Source organism: Telluria aromaticivorans, assembly GCF_013003915.1.
In the GTDB taxonomy this organism is placed as follows: domain Bacteria; phylum Pseudomonadota; class Gammaproteobacteria; order Burkholderiales; family Burkholderiaceae_D; genus Telluria; species Telluria aromaticivorans.
Genome location: NZ_JABAIV010000009.1, coordinates 1 through 16108, shown reverse-complemented (window position 1 = coordinate 16108; position 16108 = coordinate 1). Strand labels below are relative to the sequence as shown.

The following is a 16108-nucleotide window of genomic DNA, read 5'->3' as shown; positions in this document are numbered from 1 at the left end:
GTTGGACGCCTTGGTCAGTTGATCCCGGCGGCATGAATCCACTGTAGTTGTTCCTTCGAGGGAGATAAATGTGGTATCGAGCAAATGACTTGATACCCGGTGTAATGAATCAAGGCGTTGAATGGCCTTGCTCCGCTTACCAGCAGGGCAACTGCGTCTTGTGGGTCTGAGCGATCCCTACTTGCGCAATGCGCAGGACGATGGCAAGTCGCCAACCACTATGGTTCCAAGGAGAAGAAATCGTTACCGGGGCGTAACGGCCGGCTGGACAGGATCCGAATGCGCTGGCGGCCGTCATCCGACGGGGGACGCATGCGGCGCGACGGCAGTTGTCGGGGGCCATCTTCCACTGCGGCTACCGGGATATCCGGTGCCAAGGACACGGGTGCATGAGCTTGGGGGCGGGGCGGGGCGCGGTAGTGGGGGCGGCGCTCAAGCGACTTCTTGATCGGCGGAGGTTTGACGTTAACGGTAACTCGGTCAACGATTTCGTATGGCATGCGTAGGTTTGGACCATCTCCGCCGAAGTCATCCGGGTTGCGGGTGATGATCAGCCGGCCGGACGCCTCCGCGCTTGCTCGGATGATGCAGACGCTCCCACTCGGCACCTGCCTTTCGCTAGTAGGCGATGGGATCTTTTGTCCTGGTGGGATCGTCGGTCCACATGCCGCGCACGCTCAAGTTCGCGGCCAGGGGCTTGGTGTGCGCGGTATCGGCAAGTGAGGTGAGTACGTACAGTAACTGGATGTCGTAGTCGTGCGCTATCTTGGAAAGCTCTCCACGCTCCACGCTCCACGCGTGACGTTTGCACGTCGAGCATCTTGTTTGCGCAGTAGTCGAAGCGTGTGTCTGCGTGAGTGCCCGGCCGGTTGCTTGCGCGTGCAGTATTCGGTTATAGGTCGCTTTCGGGTACTCGATCGCTTCCTGTTTGTCCGTATTCTTTTTGCTCGGCTTGATTGTCCGGCCATTCTCGAAGCATCTGACTTGTCAGGACGGACTGGCTTCGATTCGGTAGCTTTTGATCTTGGCTGATACGCGCATGCAGACGTAAGACTGCCAGGATCGGCACAGTGCGTGTTGATTTGCTGGAAAGGGGGAAATTTGGTCGGGGTGAGAGGATTCGAACCTCCGGCCTCTACGTCCCGAACGTAGCGCTCTACCGGGCTAAGCTACACCCCGACTGGTTCGAGGCGCCTGAAACAGCTCTGCCTCGGGAAGTATTAATATAATTTTGCTCAGTGGTTCCTGTCAACAGCGAAGCTGCAGAGCTGCAACAGGCTGGACTTGTACACACTGTCCGGCAAACCAGAGATCGCTTCGGCCGCGCGCTTGCCGGCCTGTTCCGCCTGCTGGCGGGTGTAGTCCAGCGCGCCGCTCGACGTGACTGCCGCGAGCACCGCTTCGAACTGGGCTTCGTCGCCGTGCTCGATGCAGTTGCGCACCAGCTCGCGCTGCTCGGGGGTGCCGTGGTCCATCAGCCAGATCAGCGGCAGGGTAGGTTTGCCTTCGCGCAGGTCGTCGCCCAGGTTCTTGCCGATCTCGGCGGCGTCGCCGGCGTAGTCGAGCACGTCGTCGATCAGCTGGAAGGCGGTGCCCAGCGAGCGGCCATATTCACCGGCCGCTTCGATTTGCGCGTCGTCGGCGCCGGCGATCAGGGCGCCCAGCTCGGCCGCGGCTTCGAACAGCTTGGCGGTCTTGGAGCGGATCACCTTGAGGTAGCTCTCGTGCGTCACGTCCGGGTCGTGCATGTTCAGCAGCTGCAGCACTTCGCCTTCGGCGATCACGTTGGTGGCGTCGGACAGGATGCGCATGATGCGCATGTCGTCCAGGGCGACCATCATCTGGAACGAACGCGAGTACAGGAAGTCGCCGACCAGCACCGAGGCGGCATTGCCGAACAGGGCGTTGGCGGTCTGGCGGCCGCGCCGCATCGACGATTCGTCGACCACGTCGTCGTGCAGCAGGGTGGCGGTATGGATGAACTCGACGACCGCCGCCAGCTCGTGGTGGGCGGTGCCGCGGTAGCCGTAGGCGTTTGCCAGCAGCAGCACCAGCACCGGCCGGATGCGCTTGCCGCCGGCACTAATGATGTACTCGGCGATCTGGTTCACCAGGCTCACTTCCGAGTGCAGGCGCTGTCGGATCACCGCATTGACGGCATCCATGTCGGTGGCGATCGATTGGGCGATGGTGTTCTGGGCGTGTTGGGTAGCGGCTGACAAGGCGAACCTGCAATAAACAGTGAGTATTTGGTTAAGTGGTGATTATACGACATGCAAGGGAAGGCTGCCCCCACTGATGACTAGTGGGTCGCCAGGGGCGTGCCGCGGACGTAGCGTTGCCCCTACGCTACGCCCCCAAGCCGGCTCGTCCGAAATAGTGGCCCCGTTTTGACGCGCTGCAGCGAGTTATGTATAATCCTCTGTTCCCCGGCCTCCGAACAGCTCAGCGTCTCTGACGCCGGTGGGATTCTTTTAACATTTGATGAGGTTTCTAATCATGTACGCGGTCATAAAAACCGGTGGCAAGCAGTATAAAGTTGTCGCTGGCGAAAAACTTAAAATAGAACAGATACCGGCTGACATTGGTTCCGAACTCACGATCGATCAGGTCCTCGCCATTGGCGCGGGCGACAGCCTCAAGTTTGGGGCTCCGCTGGTCGAAGGTGCAACGGTTCTGGTGAAGGTGATTTCCCAAGGTCGCCACGACAAAGTGCGTATCTTCAAGATGCGTCGTCGTAAGCACTACCAAAAGCGTCAGGGCCACCGCCAGAACTACACCGAAATCCAAGTGGTTTCGATCAACGGCTAATCGCCGACCGGTCCATCAGTTCAGTCATCAAGGAGTAAGTAAATGGCACACAAAAAAGGCGGCGGTACTACCCGCAACGGCCGTGACTCAGAAAGCAAGCGCCTCGGCGTGAAAGTCTACGGCGGCCAGGCGATCAACGCCGGCGGCATCATCATCCGTCAGCGCGGCACCCCAGTGCGCGCTGGCACCAACGTCGGCACCGGCAAGGATCACACCCTGTTCGCGCTGGTCGATGGTCATGTCAAGTTCGTCAAGCAAGGCGTGGGCTCGAAGCAGTTCGTGACCGTCGTTGCTAGCGAAGCAGTCGCAGCGTAAATTACGCATGCATGCGCCGCGCAAGCGGCGCTCTTTGTAAGGCGCAAGCCTTCCATCGAAAGGCTCTGCCCAAGGTAGGGCCTTTTTAGTTTTTAAGCGGTTACCATCATGAAGTTTATCGACGAAGCAAGAATTGAAGTCATCGCCGGCGACGGCGGCAACGGGTGCGCCTCGTTCCTGCGCGAGAAGTTCCGCCCGTTCGGCGGCCCGGACGGCGGTGACGGCGGTAAGGGCGGCTCGATCTACGTGGTGGCCGACCGTAACATCAACACCCTGGTGGACTTCCGCTATTCGAAGACCCACCACGGCAAGGACGGCGAACCAGGCCGTGGTTCGGATTGCTACGGCAAGGGCGCGGAAGACGTTTACCTGCGCATGCCGGTAGGCACCCTGATCATCGACGATGTCAACGGCGAGATCGTCGCCGACCTGACCGAACACGGCCAGAGCGAACTGCTGGCCAAGGGCGGCGAGGGCGGCTGGGGCAACATCCATTTCAAGACCTCGACCAACCGCGCGCCGCGCCAGAAGACCGAGGGCAAGGACGGCGAGCGCCGCACCCTGCGCCTGGAACTGAAAGTGCTGGCCGACGTCGGCCTGCTGGGCATGCCGAACGCCGGCAAGTCGACCTTCATCACGGCCGTGTCGAACGCTAAGCCGAAGATTGCCGACTACCCGTTCACGACCCTGCACCCGAACCTGGGCGTGGTGCGCGTGTCGCACGAGCGCAGCTTCGTGATCGCCGACATCCCGGGCCTGATCGAAGGTGCGTCCGAAGGCCTGGGCCTGGGCCACCAGTTCCTGCGCCACCTGGCCCGTACCGGCCTGCTGCTGCACATCGTCGACCTGTCCTCGTTCGAGGCGAATGTCGATCCGGTCAAGGAAGCCAAGGCGCTGGTCAAGGAACTCGAAAAGTACGACGAAGAGCTGCTGAACAAGCCGCGCTGGATCGTGCTGAACAAGCTCGACGTGCTGGACGAGGCCGAGCGCAAGAAGCGCGTCAAGGATTTCGTCAAGCGCATGGCCTGGAAGGGCCCGATTTTCGAGATCTCGGCCCTGAACCGCGAAGGCTGCCAGGAACTGATCAACGCGATCTACCTGCACCTGGAAGAGAAGCGCCACAGCGCGCAGCGCGCCGAAGAAACTTCGATGACCGAGGAAGCGCGCGGCATCTCGTCGATCGATCCGGAAGACCCACGCTTCAAGATCCTTGAAGACTAAGTTGGCCGTCGCACCACCTGGCAAGCAAGCCAGCCGCAGCATCAGCCGCGGCTGGCTACGCAGCCAGCTGCTGCAACTCGTCGCCACCGCCAGTTCGCTGGCGGCATTGGCGGCATTGCTCGATCCCGACCGCATTGCGTCGGCGATGGGCGTGTTTCTCGTTGGCGTGAACGGCTACAGCCAGTTCTACGCCATCTACGTCGGAGTCCGGCTCGCTACCGCGATGCTGGCACTTTTGGCAGCCAGGCGGGGCGACCAGCCCATCCTTGGCGACCTCACCGCATTGTTCCTCCTGGCCCAGCCGGCCGGGCGTCTTGTCGCGGCATTCGCGATCGGGCTGCCGAAGGGGGTATTATTAGCAGTCTGCGCGGTCGAGTTGTTGGCGGGACTTTCCCTGCTGGCCTTGAGGCCGCGAGGAAAAATCCTGTCGCCATGACCCAATTTCCCCACTCCGCCCTCCAGCAAGCCTCCCGCATCATCGTCAAGGTCGGTTCCTCGCTCGTCACGGACGAGGGGAGGGGCCTGGACCACAACGCCATTGCCCGCTGGGCTTCCCAGATCGCCGCGCTGCGCGGCCTCGGCAAGGAAGTCGTGCTGGTGTCCTCGGGCGCCATCGCCGAAGGCATGCTGCGCCTCGGCTTCGCCAGGCGCCCGACCGATATCCACGAACTGCAAGCCTGCGCCGCCGTCGGCCAGATGGGACTGGCACAGATTTACGAGCACAGTTTCCGCAGTCACGGCGTCAAGACGGCGCAAGTGCTGCTGACCCATGCCGACCTGGCCGACCGCGAACGCTACCTGAACGCGCGCTCGACATTGACCACCCTGCTGCGCCTGGGCGTGGTCCCGATCATCAACGAGAACGACACCGTCGTCACCGACGAGATCAAGTTCGGCGACAACGATACCCTCGGCGCCCTGGTGGCCAACCTGATCGAAGCCGACGTGCTGGTGATCCTGACCGACCAGCGCGGCCTGTTCTCGAGCGACCCGCGCAAGGATCCCGCGGCGCACCTGATCGCCGAGGGCCAGGCCGGCGACCCGGTACTCGAGGCGATGGCCGGCGGCGCCGGCTCCAGCCTGGGCCGCGGCGGCATGCTGACCAAGGTGCTGGCCGCGCGCCGCGCCGCACGTTCGGGCGCGCACACCATCATTGCCTGGGGCCGCGAAGAAGACGTGCTCACCCGCCTGGCCGGCGGCGAGGCGATCGGCACCCAGCTCACCGCGCCGACCGGCCGCCTGACCGCGCGCCGCCAGTGGATGATCGACCACCTTCACACCACCGGCGAGGTCGTCATCGATGCCGGGGCCGCGCAGAAGCTGGTGCGTGAAGGCAAGTCGCTGCTGCCGATCGGGGTCATCGCCGTGCGCGGCGAGTTCGGGCGCGGGCAGGTGATCACCTGCATCGACGAAGCGGGCCAGCCGCTGGCACGCGGCCTGACCAACTACGCCAGCAGCGAAGTGCGACGCATCATGCGCCATTCGTCGGCCGAGATCGAACGCATCCTCGGTTATGTCGAGGGGCCGGAGCTGGTTCACCGGGACAATATGGTGCTTCTCTAAGAGTTTGTGCACCAACGTGGTGAGCGCGTTGCTGCAGAGCGACAAAGAATGTGTCAGAAACTTTCTCATGTGCATAAATTTTGCCGTAAAGACACAAATCTCGTAGACTGGTCATGCGCCTCGCATAGTGTGGAGCATTCCGCCATGCGTTCCTTGCCCGATTTATGAGACCAGTCATGAAACTCAGCCGTAAACTACCTCTCGGATTTGCCGCCGTTACCCTGGTGGTCGCCTCTGCCGGCTTCTTCGGCATGAGCCAAATGAACCACGCTGTCGATACCTACAACGCTGCAGTGGTCCAGTCCACCCACGCCCAGCGGGTCGAAGGCCTGCTGTCGCACTTCCGGCTGCAGACGCAGGAATGGAAGAACACCCTGTTGCGCGGCAAGGACGAGGAGCAGCGTACCAAGTACTGGAGCGCCTTCCAGAAAAACGAAGGCGAGCTGGCCAAGGACGTCAAGGACCTGGCTGCGGCCATGCCGGCGGGCGAGGTGCGCGAGCTGCTGGCCAGGTTCGGGCAGGCGCACCAGAAGATGGGCGAAGGCTATCGTCGCGGTTTCGCCGACTTCACGGCTGCCGAATTCGATGCCGGCGCCGGCGACAAGGCCGTCAAGGGCATGGATCGCGCGCCGGCCGAGCTGCTGGTGAAGGCCCATGAAGCCATGGCGAAGCAGACCGCAGAGACCGTCGTGGCGGCCGAGGCGGTCGGCAAGCGCGCCACGCTGCTCAGTTACATGTTGATGCTGCTGGGCGCAATCGCGGCCGTCGTCGCAGGTGTGCTGGTGTCGCGTTCGATCACGCGTCCGCTCGGCGAAGCCGTCGAGGCGGCGCAGAGCGTGGCTTCCGGTGACTTGCGCACGGTCATCGAGGTTCGTACGGACGACGAAACCGGCCAGCTGCTGCAGGCGCTCAAGGACATGACCGGCAGCCTGCAGAACATCGTGGCGCAGGTACGCGGCGGCGCTGAAACCATCGCAGTGGCATCGGATGAAATCGCACGCGGCAACCTGGACCTGTCGACCCGTACCGAACACCAGGCGGGCGCCATCGAAGAAACCGCGTCGTCGATGGAAGAGATCACCGCGACCGTCCAGCAGAATGCCGCAAATGCCCTGCAGGCGAACCAGCTGGCCATCTCGGCCTGCGACGTGGCGGCCAGGGGCGGCCACATGGTCGAGCAGGTGGTCGGCACCATGGCCTCGATCAGTGAATCGTCGCGCAAGATCGTCGACATCATCAGCGTCATCGACGGTATCGCTTTCCAGACGAATATCCTGGCGCTGAACGCCGCAGTCGAAGCGGCGCGTGCCGGCGAGCAGGGTCGCGGCTTCGCGGTGGTGGCGGGCGAAGTGCGCAACCTGGCGCAGCGCTCGGCAACCGCGGCCAGGGAAATCAAGGGCCTGATCAACGATTCGGTGGCCCGTGTCGATGCCGGCAACCGCCTGGTCGGCGAGACCGGCGCGACGATGGGAGAGATCGTTACCAGCGTGCGCCGCGTGATGGACATCATCGGCGAGATCAGCACCGCCAGTGCGGAGCAGGGCGCGGGTATCGCCCAGGTCAACATGGCGGTGAGCGAGATGGACACCGCCACCCAGCAGAACGCGGCGCTGGTGGAAGAAGCCGCCGCGGCGGCGGAGTCGCTGCGCGAGCAGACCCTGGCGCTGAACCAGGTCGTGTCGGTGTTCAAGCTGGAAGACGCGCGCGAGGCTCGCAAGATCGCGCCCGCGTCGCGTCCACGCCTGATCGCGTAGCGTGGGCAGATTCTGCCCACGCGGTCAACATGCGTTCGCAGCTCGGCAGGCGCTCGCGGTCCGCGACAGTGAATTGAACGCGCGGCCGGCGGAGCCGGCCACCCTACGATAAGATGGAAGACGCGCCGACCCTGGCGCGTTTTTTATCTATCCGTGAAACCCATGAACCCGACTTCTCCCCTCGCTGTCGTCCAGGCGCAGCTCGACGCCTACAACGCCAAGGACCTCGACGCGCTGATGCGCACCTATGCGCCGGATGCGCAGCAGTTCGCGCTGCATGGCGGCCTGCTCGCGCAAGGCATTGATGCCATCCGCCCGCGCTACCAGGAGCGCTTCGGCGAGCCCGACCTGCACGCGCGCCTGCTCACGCGCTCGGTAATTGGCAACTTCGTGACCGACCTCGAAATCGTGACCCGCAACTTCCCGGAAGGGCTGGGGACGGTGGAGATGCTGTGCGTGTACGAAGTGGTCGACGGGCACATCGTGCGCGCCTCGTTCGCGACTGGCGAAAAGCGGATGTCCTGAGCGTTTTACTGGGCCGGTTCCGCGGCCAGCACGGCCTGCTCCGCTGCAGGATCGAGCACGCCGGCAGGCGCCGGCGTCTTGGCGCGGAATTCGCACAGGTCCACGATCAGGCAGTTCCAGCACTTGGGTTTGCGTGCCACGCAGGTGTAGCGGCCGTGCAGGATCAGCCAGTGGTGGGCGTCATGCAGAAAATCCTTGGGCACGAACTTGAGCAGCTTCTGCTCGACGATGTCGACGTTCTTGCCCGGCGCGATACCCGTGCGGTTCGAGACCCGGAAGATGTGGGTGTCGACCGCCATGGTCGGCTCCCCGAACGCCGTGTTCAGCACCACGTTGGCGGTCTTGCGGCCGACGCCCGGGAGCGACTCCAGCGCTTCGCGCACGGGCGGCACTTCGCCGCGGTACTGGTCGACCAGGATCTGGCAGGTGGCGATGACGTTCTTCGCCTTGGTGTTGTACAGGCCGATGGTCGCGATATAGGACTTGAGTTCTTCCAGCCCCAGGTCGAGGATGGCCTGCGGTGTGTTCGCCACCGGGTAGAGCCGGCGCGTGGCCTTGTTGACGCCGACATCGGTCGATTGCGCCGACAGCAGCACCGCGATCAGGAGCTCGAAAGGCGTGGTGAATTCGAGCTCGGTGGTCGGCTTCGGGTTGGCGGCGCGGAAGCGCGTGAAGATCTCAAGACGTTTGGCAGCGTTCATGGTGAGCGTGGGCTTACTTCTGGTCGGGCGGATTGCCCGCCGCCTTCTGGCGCGCGCGTTCGATCGCGGCGGCGATGATGGCGCGCTTGCGTTCTTTTTCCGCCAATTCTTCCGGCGTGTTGGTGGCTTCCGCCGTCACCGCGCGCATCTTCTCCAGTGCCTTGGCGGCCAGCCGCGCATCGTTTTCCGCTTTCTCGCGCTGCAGGCGTTCGCTGCGGAAGTCGTGGCGGGCCCGCGCCGCATCGGCCGCTTCCTGCGACCAGGCATCCCAGCCGGTCGTGTTCGTGACCGGCAGCATCGAGATGCAGTCGACCGGGCAGGGCGCGACGCACAGGTCGCAGCCGGTGCACAGGCTCGGCAGGATGGTATGCATCTGCTTGGCCGCGCCCAGGATGGCGTCGACCGGGCAAGCCTGGATGCACAGGGTGCAGCCGATGCAGAGCGATTCGTCGATGAAGGCGACCGGGCGCGGACGTTCGATGCCGTTGGCCGGATTGATCGGGATCACCGGGCGGCCCGTCACGCTGGAGAGGCGGCGCACGCCCTCGATGCCGCCGGGTGGGCACTGGTTGATGTCCGCTTCGCCGCTTGCGATCGCCTCGGCGTACGGACGGCATGCGGGATAGCCGCATTTCGTGCATTGCGTCTGCGGCAGCAGGTCTTCGATCTGGTCGGCGAGGGTCTTGGTCACGGCGCGCGGGTGCGGGGAAAGCCGACATTATCCGCCAAAACCGGAGGCGGTGCGAAGTTAAGGGCAGGACGACGGGGCGCACGCAATCTGCGTGCATGAGCGAACAGACTGTGCGGCGCGTGCGTGATGTACTGGGGCCATCGACGCCATTCAGGAGGTCACATGAACAAATTGATCGTACCGGCCCTGGTCGCCGCGGTGCTGGCCGGTGGCGCCGCGGCCCAGGTACAACAGCGTGGCGAACAGGAAGCACGGGCACAGCAGGTCAAGCAGGCCGGCAAGACAGGACGCTACCGCAGCGTGGAAACCAGCGGCCAGCTCAAGCGCGGTGAGCAGTTGCCGGCGCGGTACCGCACGCATCATTATGTGGTGGAGAACTGGAAGACCCATCGCCTGACTGAACCACCGCGCGGGCACCAGTGGGTGCAGGCGGGGAGCGATTATGCGCTGGTGTCGATTGCGACTGGGGTCGTGACCGAGGTGCTGATCGGGAAGTGATAGCTGCCGACAATTCGTAGGGTGGGCAGGTCTCCTGCCCACGCGTCCAATCATGACATGCGTCGCCGCAGTGCGTCCGTGAGTTGAACGCGCGGGCGGCGAAGCCGCCCACCCTACGTACACCAGAATCCGCCGCCCCAAACAACAATGCCGAAGCAAAGCTTCGGCATTTTTTACATCCAGAGCTCGCGCCCCGATGTTGGATCAGGCATGCGCCCGAATGAACTCGCCAATCTTCGGGCAGATGATCTCGCGCCAGCGGCGGCCCGAGAAGATGCCGTAGTGGCCGCACTTCGGCGCCTCGAAGTCGAGGTGCATCTCCGGCGGGATGCCGGTGCACAGGTCGTGCGCGGCGCGGGTCTGGCCGGCGCCCGAGATGTCGTCCAGCTCGCCCTCGACGGTGAACAGGGCCACCGTGGTGATGTCTTGCGGACGCACCAGCTGGCCGCCGACTTCCCAGGTGCCCTTCGGCAGGCGGTGTTCCTGGAACACGGTCTTGATGGTGTCGAGGTAGTACTCGGCCGGCATGTCGAGCACGGCGTTGTATTCGTCGTAAAACTGGCGGTGCGCCTCGGCCGAATCGTCGTCGCCCTGCAGCAGGTGCGAGTAGAACTCGCGGTGGCTCTGGGCGTGGCGGCCCGGGTTCATCGCGATGAAGCCGGCATGCTGCAGGAAGCCCGGATACACCTTGCGGCCAAAGCCTGGGTAGTTGCCCGGCACCGAGTAGATCACGGTGTTCTCGAACCACGAGAACGGCTTTTCGACGGCCAGGTCGTTGACCGCGGTCGGCGACTTGCTCGGGTCGATCGGGCCGCCCATCATGGTCATGGTCTTCGGCAGCTTCGGGTCTTTATTGGTTGCCATCAGCGAGATCGCGGCCAGCACCGGCACGGTCGGCTGGCAGACCGAGATCACGTGCAGGTCCGGGCCGAGGTGGCGGATGAAGTCCTGCACGTAGAAGATGTAGTCGTCGAGGTGGAACGGTCCATCCGACAGCGGCACCATGCGGGCATCGGTCCAGTCGGTGATGAACACGTCGTGCTCGGACAACAGGGCGCGGACGGTGTCGCGCAGCAGGGTAGCGTGGTGGCCCGACAGGGGCGCGACCAGCAGCACGGTCGGCTGCTTGAGTGCGGCAAATGCCCCGTCGCCCAGGTCTTTCTTGAAATGGACGAGCCTGCAGAACGGCTTTTCCACCACGGTGTGCTCGATGATGCCGACGTCGGTGCCATTGACCGGCACGGTCTTGATGCCGAAAGCTGGCTTCTCGTAATCCTTGCCGAGGCGGTACATCAGCTCGTAGCCGGCGGCGATACGTTGCGAGAACGGGGTGTGCGCAAACGGCGACACCGGGTTCGAGAACATTTTCGAGGACGCATCCGCCCACTGCATCAGTGGGGTGAGGAAAGAGCGCTGCATCTCGTGTAGTTGGTAAAGCATAAAGTTTTCCTTCGGTAGGCTAAGCGCGTCGCAATCGGTTGCGCGTGACTGCGGTTGATTATAGGGGATAGTGATTTACTTGTGGAAACAGTCGTTTTCACTTCCCTGCGCTCACAACTCCCTTGTAGCATATTTGTGCACGGGTGTTCGGTGAGGCTCCCCACATAACCGGAAATGCGTGGATGTCGAGCACTTCTTCGTCGCTCCAGGGTTACGGAACGATGCAGTATGTGCCACTAGCTGCCAACCAGATAAGACAAAATAAAAAATGCCGCCAGGCTTGCACCGGGCGGCATGTTTTACGCATAAAGCCTTGATCAGTCGAAGACCGGGCTTTCGACGCCGAGGATCTTGTGCAGCTTCGGCGAGGTCGTCGTGTACTGCATGTGGATCTTCTTGTCCGGGAAGATGTAGGGCGCGGCGCCGAAGGCGGCCAGCGCGGCTTCGTGGAAGCCCGACAGGATCAGCTTCTTCTTGCCCGGGTAGGTATTGATGTCGCCCACGGCGAAAATGCCCGGCACGTTGGTCTCGAACTTTTCGGTATCCACGACCTTGAGCTGCTTGCGCTCGATGTCCAGGCCCCATTCGGCGATCGGGCCGAGCTTCGGCGACAGGCCGAAGAAGACCATCAGCATGTCCAGCGGCACGCGGCGGGTGACGCCGTCGGCGCCGGTGACCTTCACTTCGCTCAGCTTGCCGTCGGTTTCATCGAAGCCGACGACCTGGCCGGTGATCAGCTGCATCTCGTATTCGTCGCATAGGGCCTTCATCTTGGCCACCGAGGCCGGGGCCGCGCGGAAGTCCTCGCGGCGGTGCAGCAGCACGACCGATTCGGCCTTGCCGACGAAGTTCAGCGCCCAGTCCAGCGCGGAGTCGCCGCCGCCGCAGATGACCAGGTTCTTGCCTTCGAAGATCGATGGATCCTTGACGCGGTAGTGCAGCTGGCTGCCTTCGAATTTCTCGATGCCGTCGACCTTCATCGTGCGCGCCTGGAACGAACCGACGCCGGCGGCGATGAAGATGGTCTTGGTGATGAACTGGGTGCCCGCCGAGGTCTCGACGTTGAAGCGGCCGTCTTCGCGGCGCTGCACGGTCGTGACTTCCTGGTTCAGGTGGAAGGTCGGCTCGAACGGCTCGATCTGCTTGAGCAGGTTGTCGGTCAGTTCCTGGCCGGTGCATACCGGCACGGCCGGGATGTCGTAGATCGGCTTGTCCGGGTACAGTTCCACGCACTGGCCGCCGACGGCCGGCAGCGAATCGATGACGTGGGCCTTGATTTCAAGGAGGCCGAGTTCGAAGACCTGGAACAGGCCGACCGGACCCGCGCCGATGATGACGGCGTCGGCGTCGATGGCGCCGGCGAACGAGCTGTTGGGAGCGATGCTGCCCGCTTCGTGGGAGGCACTGATAGTCATGCGCTTAAATCCTGTGGTTTTTTGGGTATGGGTGTGACGGTGGCCGATAGTGTGCCACGATTGCCGAACCTGCGCTGGGAGCGGGCTGGAGAGCAGGCCCGGGCGGGCCGCCGGCCCCGGGGGCCGGCTTCATGCGTCAGCGGGCCAGCTGGTCCAGCTTTTCCTTGACGTCTTTCCACTCTTCCGCGTCGGGCAGGGCCGGCTTGGTCTTGGTGATCGACGGCCAGAAGCGCGACAGGTCGGCGTTGATCTTGATGAATTGCTGCTGGTCCGACGGCACGTCTTCTTCCGCGTAGATGGCATTCACCGGGCACTCGGCGACGCAGACGGCGCAGTCGATGCACTCGTCAGGGTCGATCGTGAGGAAATTCGGGCCTTCCCGGAAACAATCTACCGGGCATACATCGACGCAATCGGTATAACGACAGCGGATGCACGATTCGGTGACAACGTGGGTCATAACAGTCCTATTTTATTAGTAAGGCGTCGCGCTGCCGAGCGCTGGTGGCCGGCCGGACATGGCAAAGCACTGTATTTTAGGGCAATTCACGCTTTCCTACAAATTAGCCTTATACACAATATATATAAGCAAATGTTGGCAATGGCGGCGCACAGCAGGGCGTCCCGTAGGGCGCCCCGCAGGGCGCGGGAAGGCTGAATCTGCCTCAGGCGGTGCTGCGCAGGCGGTCCAGCAGGGCCTGCCAGTCGCCGCCGCTGCCGTCCTCGCGCACGAACACCGTATGGCAGCGCGGCCCGTCCTCGACCGTGATCTCCCAGCGCGGCATGTCGGCGCCGACCGGGCAGACCGGGGCGGCGCTGAAGAAGTCGAGCTGGTGCAGCAGGTCTTCCAGCTCGTTGCCGGCGGGGTGAGCGGCGGTGTCGAGGTCGTAGGCCGCGGCCAGTCCGGCAAAGCCGCCGCAGGAGCGCGCGCTGATCTTCATGGCTGCTCCGCCACCGCCGCCACCGGCACGACTGCGGTAGTCGGGACGGGGCACTCGCCCATGCGGCCATTGGCCGCGCACCAGCGCGCCAGCGCCCGGGCTTCGCCGTCCAGCATCTTGTCGACCTTGTGGTATTCGGGCAGGTTCATGGTGCCGCAGCAGGCGCGCCGGTCCTGCCGCGCACCTGGCGCATCGCAGACCTTGGGCGCCAGCTTCTCGCCGCCGATGTCCGCCGCCGATCCTTGGGCCGGCTGCTCCACCACGTCGCGGCGCGCGAACTGGTTGCGGATGAAGGCGGCGTAGATGTCCGGCTTGCCGTCCTCGGCGACGATGCGCAGCATTTCGTTGACCACGTCCACATAGGTGGCGGCGCGGTCGGGCGCCGCGATCAGGGCGCGCAGCAGCAGGCCGCGCAGGTAGGCGGCCACCCGGTGCAGCACCGCGGCGCAGTCGTCCAGGGTCGGGTTGCGCTCGTGGGCGAACATGTCGGCCAGCACGTCGTACATGGCGCCGGTGAAGACCTGCGAGATGGCATGCACCTGGGTGCCGGCCTGGCCAAGGGTCAGGTCGTTGTCGGCATTGCGCAGGCCGGTGGCGCCGCCCAGCGCCAGCCCGAACTGCTCGGCAATATCGGCCAGGTAGGTCTTGTCGTGCAGGTGGGCCTTGGTCTGGGCGATCACGGCCTCGCACTGGTCGAGCTGCGACAGGGCCAGGAAGATCGCGGTCAGGTCGCCGAAGGCTTCGTGCAGGCCGCCGGTCTGGGGCGGGGCGTCGGCCAGCAGCCACTGCGGCTTGAGGCCGTCGAGCACCGCATGCGCGGTCTCGTGGGCGACGATGTCGAACGAACGGCAGGAATACACGCGTGCCTCCTCGCCAGTGACGCCATTGGGAATGAAATCGCCGAACTTCAGGCATGCCTGGCTGCGGCTGTAGAAGGCATTCATCACGTTGGGCAGGCCGTAGGGAAAGACCGTCAGCGGGCGCGTGTCCATGCTGGTGTTCCACTGCCACGGCAGTGGCATCTCGAGGCCGGCGCCGAGCAGGGCGCGCTGGTACATGGTCAGGGTCTGGCGCACCACCGCGAAGGTGTGCACCGCGTCGAACTGCGGCGTGTCGGGCTGGGTGACGAAGTCGCCGAAGGTGTTCGGTTCGACCGCGTCGATGCCCGGGGCCCCGGGCGCGATGCGGGCGTCGCGCGGGCCGGCCAGGACCGGGCCGGGCAGGTAGGCGCGGCGGGTCCCGATCTCGCCGACCGACGGGTCCTGCTTCCACATCAGCACGCGCGCACCGAAGGCATGGGGCAGGGGCGGTGCTTCGGCCGATACCTCGTCTTCGTAGCCGGCTTCAGGCGTGGCGCCCGGCGTGGATTCGGGCGCCGCCGGCTGTTCGAGCAGCCTGGCGGCGCGGTGCTGGCGCTGGTAGGGGGCGCTGGGCGTGGGAATGTAGCGGGCCGGCGGCTGGTCACGTTCGGGCGTGGCCAACGCGTCCGGCAAGAGGGCACCTGGTTCCATGACGGGCTCCTTGCGAAATGTCGGGCGGCTTGAGCATGTTCGCGCGCTGAGTAATGCCGACATTGACCACTATCAATTGATCTGGAACGGATGGGTTCGGTGTGGCGGACTGGCCGAGTTCGCCTCGAACTGGCATCATGACGGACTGTCTCGCAATGGATCAAGAAGGAAAGCCCAGCATGTCGGAAATTAGCATCGTGCAGGAACACAGCCTGAGCCCGGAACAGGCGCGCGCGGCGGCCCAGCAGGTGGCGCAGCGCATCTCCACGGAATATGGCCTGGAGTGCAAGTGGGAAGGTGACGTACTGCGCTTCGAGCGCAGCGGGGTGGAAGGCGCCCTGACCCTGGACGGCGGGCGCGCCGCCATGCGGATCCGCCTGGGTTTCTTCATGGGAGCGTTCGCCTCGGCCATCGAGGCCAAGGTGGCGGAGAAGATGCGCAAGGTGTTCGTGCCGGCCTGAGCCGGCCTGATGCCGGCCACGCAAGAGTCGCTGGTCAATCGTAGGGTGGGCAGGTTTCCTGCCCACGCGTTTAAATCACGGTGCTGCTGCCCGTGCGGCTCATCAGGCCCGAACGATCACCGCGTGGGCGGGGGACCCGCCCACCCTGTAACAGCAAAGTAGAAATGTCCGCTTTTAGCAAAGTTAAAATGTCCGTTTTCCAAAAGTCACACTCGCTTTTGAGCGGATGCTTTCTTCGCTGCCGTGGTGCCCTGCGTGATG

The 16108-nt window shown here is 64.0% G+C and carries 17 protein-coding genes and 1 tRNA gene; 9 read left to right on the top strand and 9 right to left on the bottom strand.

All coding sequences use genetic code 11. The annotated features are described in order from the left end of the window. Nucleotides 1-1102: 1102 nt before the first annotated feature. A tRNA-Pro gene (locus HGB41_RS20100) sits at nucleotides 1103-1179 on the bottom strand. A gap of 56 nt (nucleotides 1180-1235) precedes the next feature. Continuing rightward, nucleotides 1236-2222 (bottom strand): octaprenyl diphosphate synthase, encoded by a 987-nt coding sequence (gene ispB, locus HGB41_RS20095; RefSeq protein WP_171087801.1) that lies wholly within the window; start codon nucleotides 2220-2222, stop codon nucleotides 1236-1238. A 277-nt stretch (nucleotides 2223-2499) separates the two neighbouring features. Here ispB and rplU point away from each other — a divergent pair, with 277 nt between their 5' ends. From rplU to HGB41_RS20060, 7 genes are all read left to right on the top strand, one after another. Next, nucleotides 2500-2811: a 50S ribosomal protein L21 gene (gene rplU, locus HGB41_RS20090; protein ID WP_171087799.1), complete on the top strand. Its 312-nt coding sequence runs from the start codon at nucleotides 2500-2502 to the stop codon at nucleotides 2809-2811. 42 nt (nucleotides 2812-2853) lie between these two features. After that, on the top strand, nucleotides 2854-3126 hold the full coding sequence (rpmA, locus tag HGB41_RS20085) for a 50S ribosomal protein L27 (RefSeq protein WP_171087797.1): 273 nt from the start codon (nucleotides 2854-2856) through the stop codon (nucleotides 3124-3126). Nucleotides 3127-3234: 108 nt separating this feature from the next. Beyond that, nucleotides 3235-4347 (top strand): Obg family GTPase CgtA, encoded by a 1113-nt coding sequence (gene cgtA / locus HGB41_RS20080; RefSeq protein WP_171087794.1) that lies wholly within the window; start codon nucleotides 3235-3237, stop codon nucleotides 4345-4347. Between the two features lies 1 nt (nucleotide 4348). Further along, entirely contained in the window at nucleotides 4349-4783 is a 435-nt protein-coding gene (locus HGB41_RS20075; RefSeq protein WP_229423136.1) for a hypothetical protein, read from the top strand. After that, the gene (gene proB, locus HGB41_RS20070) at nucleotides 4780-5910 is read left to right on the top strand and encodes a glutamate 5-kinase (RefSeq protein ID WP_171087791.1); all 1131 of its coding nucleotides are present in this window, start codon (nucleotides 4780-4782) and stop codon (nucleotides 5908-5910) included. The genes HGB41_RS20075 and proB overlap by 4 nt, the downstream gene beginning before the upstream one ends. Before the next feature lie 176 nt (nucleotides 5911-6086). Continuing rightward, nucleotides 6087-7664, top strand: a complete 1578-nt coding sequence (locus HGB41_RS20065; protein WP_171087789.1) for a methyl-accepting chemotaxis protein — start codon at nucleotides 6087-6089, stop codon at nucleotides 7662-7664. 162 nt (nucleotides 7665-7826) lie between these two features. Further along, entirely contained in the window at nucleotides 7827-8189 is a 363-nt protein-coding gene (locus HGB41_RS20060; protein ID WP_171087787.1) for a nuclear transport factor 2 family protein, read from the top strand. A 5-nt stretch (nucleotides 8190-8194) separates the two neighbouring features. Here the strand turns inward: HGB41_RS20060 and nth are convergent, their stop codons facing one another. Together nth and rsxB are read right to left on the bottom strand one after the other, a co-directional pair. After that, nucleotides 8195-8890: an endonuclease III gene (nth, locus tag HGB41_RS20055; RefSeq protein WP_171087785.1), complete on the bottom strand. Its 696-nt coding sequence runs from the start codon at nucleotides 8888-8890 to the stop codon at nucleotides 8195-8197. Between the two features lie 13 nt (nucleotides 8891-8903). Beyond that, on the bottom strand, nucleotides 8904-9581 hold the full coding sequence (gene rsxB, locus HGB41_RS20050; RefSeq protein WP_171087783.1) for an electron transport complex subunit RsxB: 678 nt from the start codon (nucleotides 9579-9581) through the stop codon (nucleotides 8904-8906). Between the two features lie 162 nt (nucleotides 9582-9743). On the opposite strand from rsxB, the gene HGB41_RS20045 reads away from it, so the two are divergent. Continuing rightward, nucleotides 9744-10079, top strand: coding sequence for an RcnB family protein (locus HGB41_RS20045; RefSeq protein WP_171087781.1), 336 nt, complete (start codon nucleotides 9744-9746; stop codon nucleotides 10077-10079). A gap of 204 nt (nucleotides 10080-10283) precedes the next feature. Here HGB41_RS20045 and HGB41_RS20040 read toward each other — a convergent pair whose 3' ends face one another. The 5 genes from HGB41_RS20040 to HGB41_RS20020 form a co-directional block, all read right to left on the bottom strand. Beyond that, a complete protein-coding gene (locus tag HGB41_RS20040; protein WP_171087779.1) occupies nucleotides 10284-11519 on the bottom strand; it encodes a polyhydroxyalkanoate depolymerase in 1236 nt (411 codons plus the stop codon). 317 nt (nucleotides 11520-11836) lie between these two features. Further along, a complete protein-coding gene (locus HGB41_RS20035; RefSeq protein ID WP_212761040.1) occupies nucleotides 11837-12934 on the bottom strand; it encodes an NAD(P)/FAD-dependent oxidoreductase in 1098 nt (365 codons plus the stop codon). A 136-nt stretch (nucleotides 12935-13070) separates the two neighbouring features. Continuing rightward, complete coding sequence (fdxA, locus tag HGB41_RS20030) at nucleotides 13071-13394, bottom strand: ferredoxin FdxA (protein ID WP_171087777.1); 324 nt, start codon at nucleotides 13392-13394, stop codon at nucleotides 13071-13073. Nucleotides 13395-13599: 205 nt separating this feature from the next. After that, entirely contained in the window at nucleotides 13600-13875 is a 276-nt protein-coding gene (locus HGB41_RS20025) for a protealysin inhibitor emfourin (protein WP_171087775.1), read from the bottom strand. Continuing rightward, nucleotides 13872-15386 (bottom strand): gluzincin family metallopeptidase, encoded by a 1515-nt coding sequence (locus HGB41_RS20020; RefSeq protein WP_229423135.1) that lies wholly within the window; start codon nucleotides 15384-15386, stop codon nucleotides 13872-13874. The genes HGB41_RS20025 and HGB41_RS20020 overlap by 4 nt, the downstream gene beginning before the upstream one ends. Nucleotides 15387-15565: 179 nt before the next feature. Here HGB41_RS20020 and HGB41_RS20015 point away from each other — a divergent pair, with 179 nt between their 5' ends. After that, nucleotides 15566-15847: a polyhydroxyalkanoic acid system family protein gene (locus tag HGB41_RS20015; protein ID WP_171087771.1), complete on the top strand. Its 282-nt coding sequence runs from the start codon at nucleotides 15566-15568 to the stop codon at nucleotides 15845-15847. The last annotated feature ends 261 nt before the right edge of the window (nucleotides 15848-16108 follow it).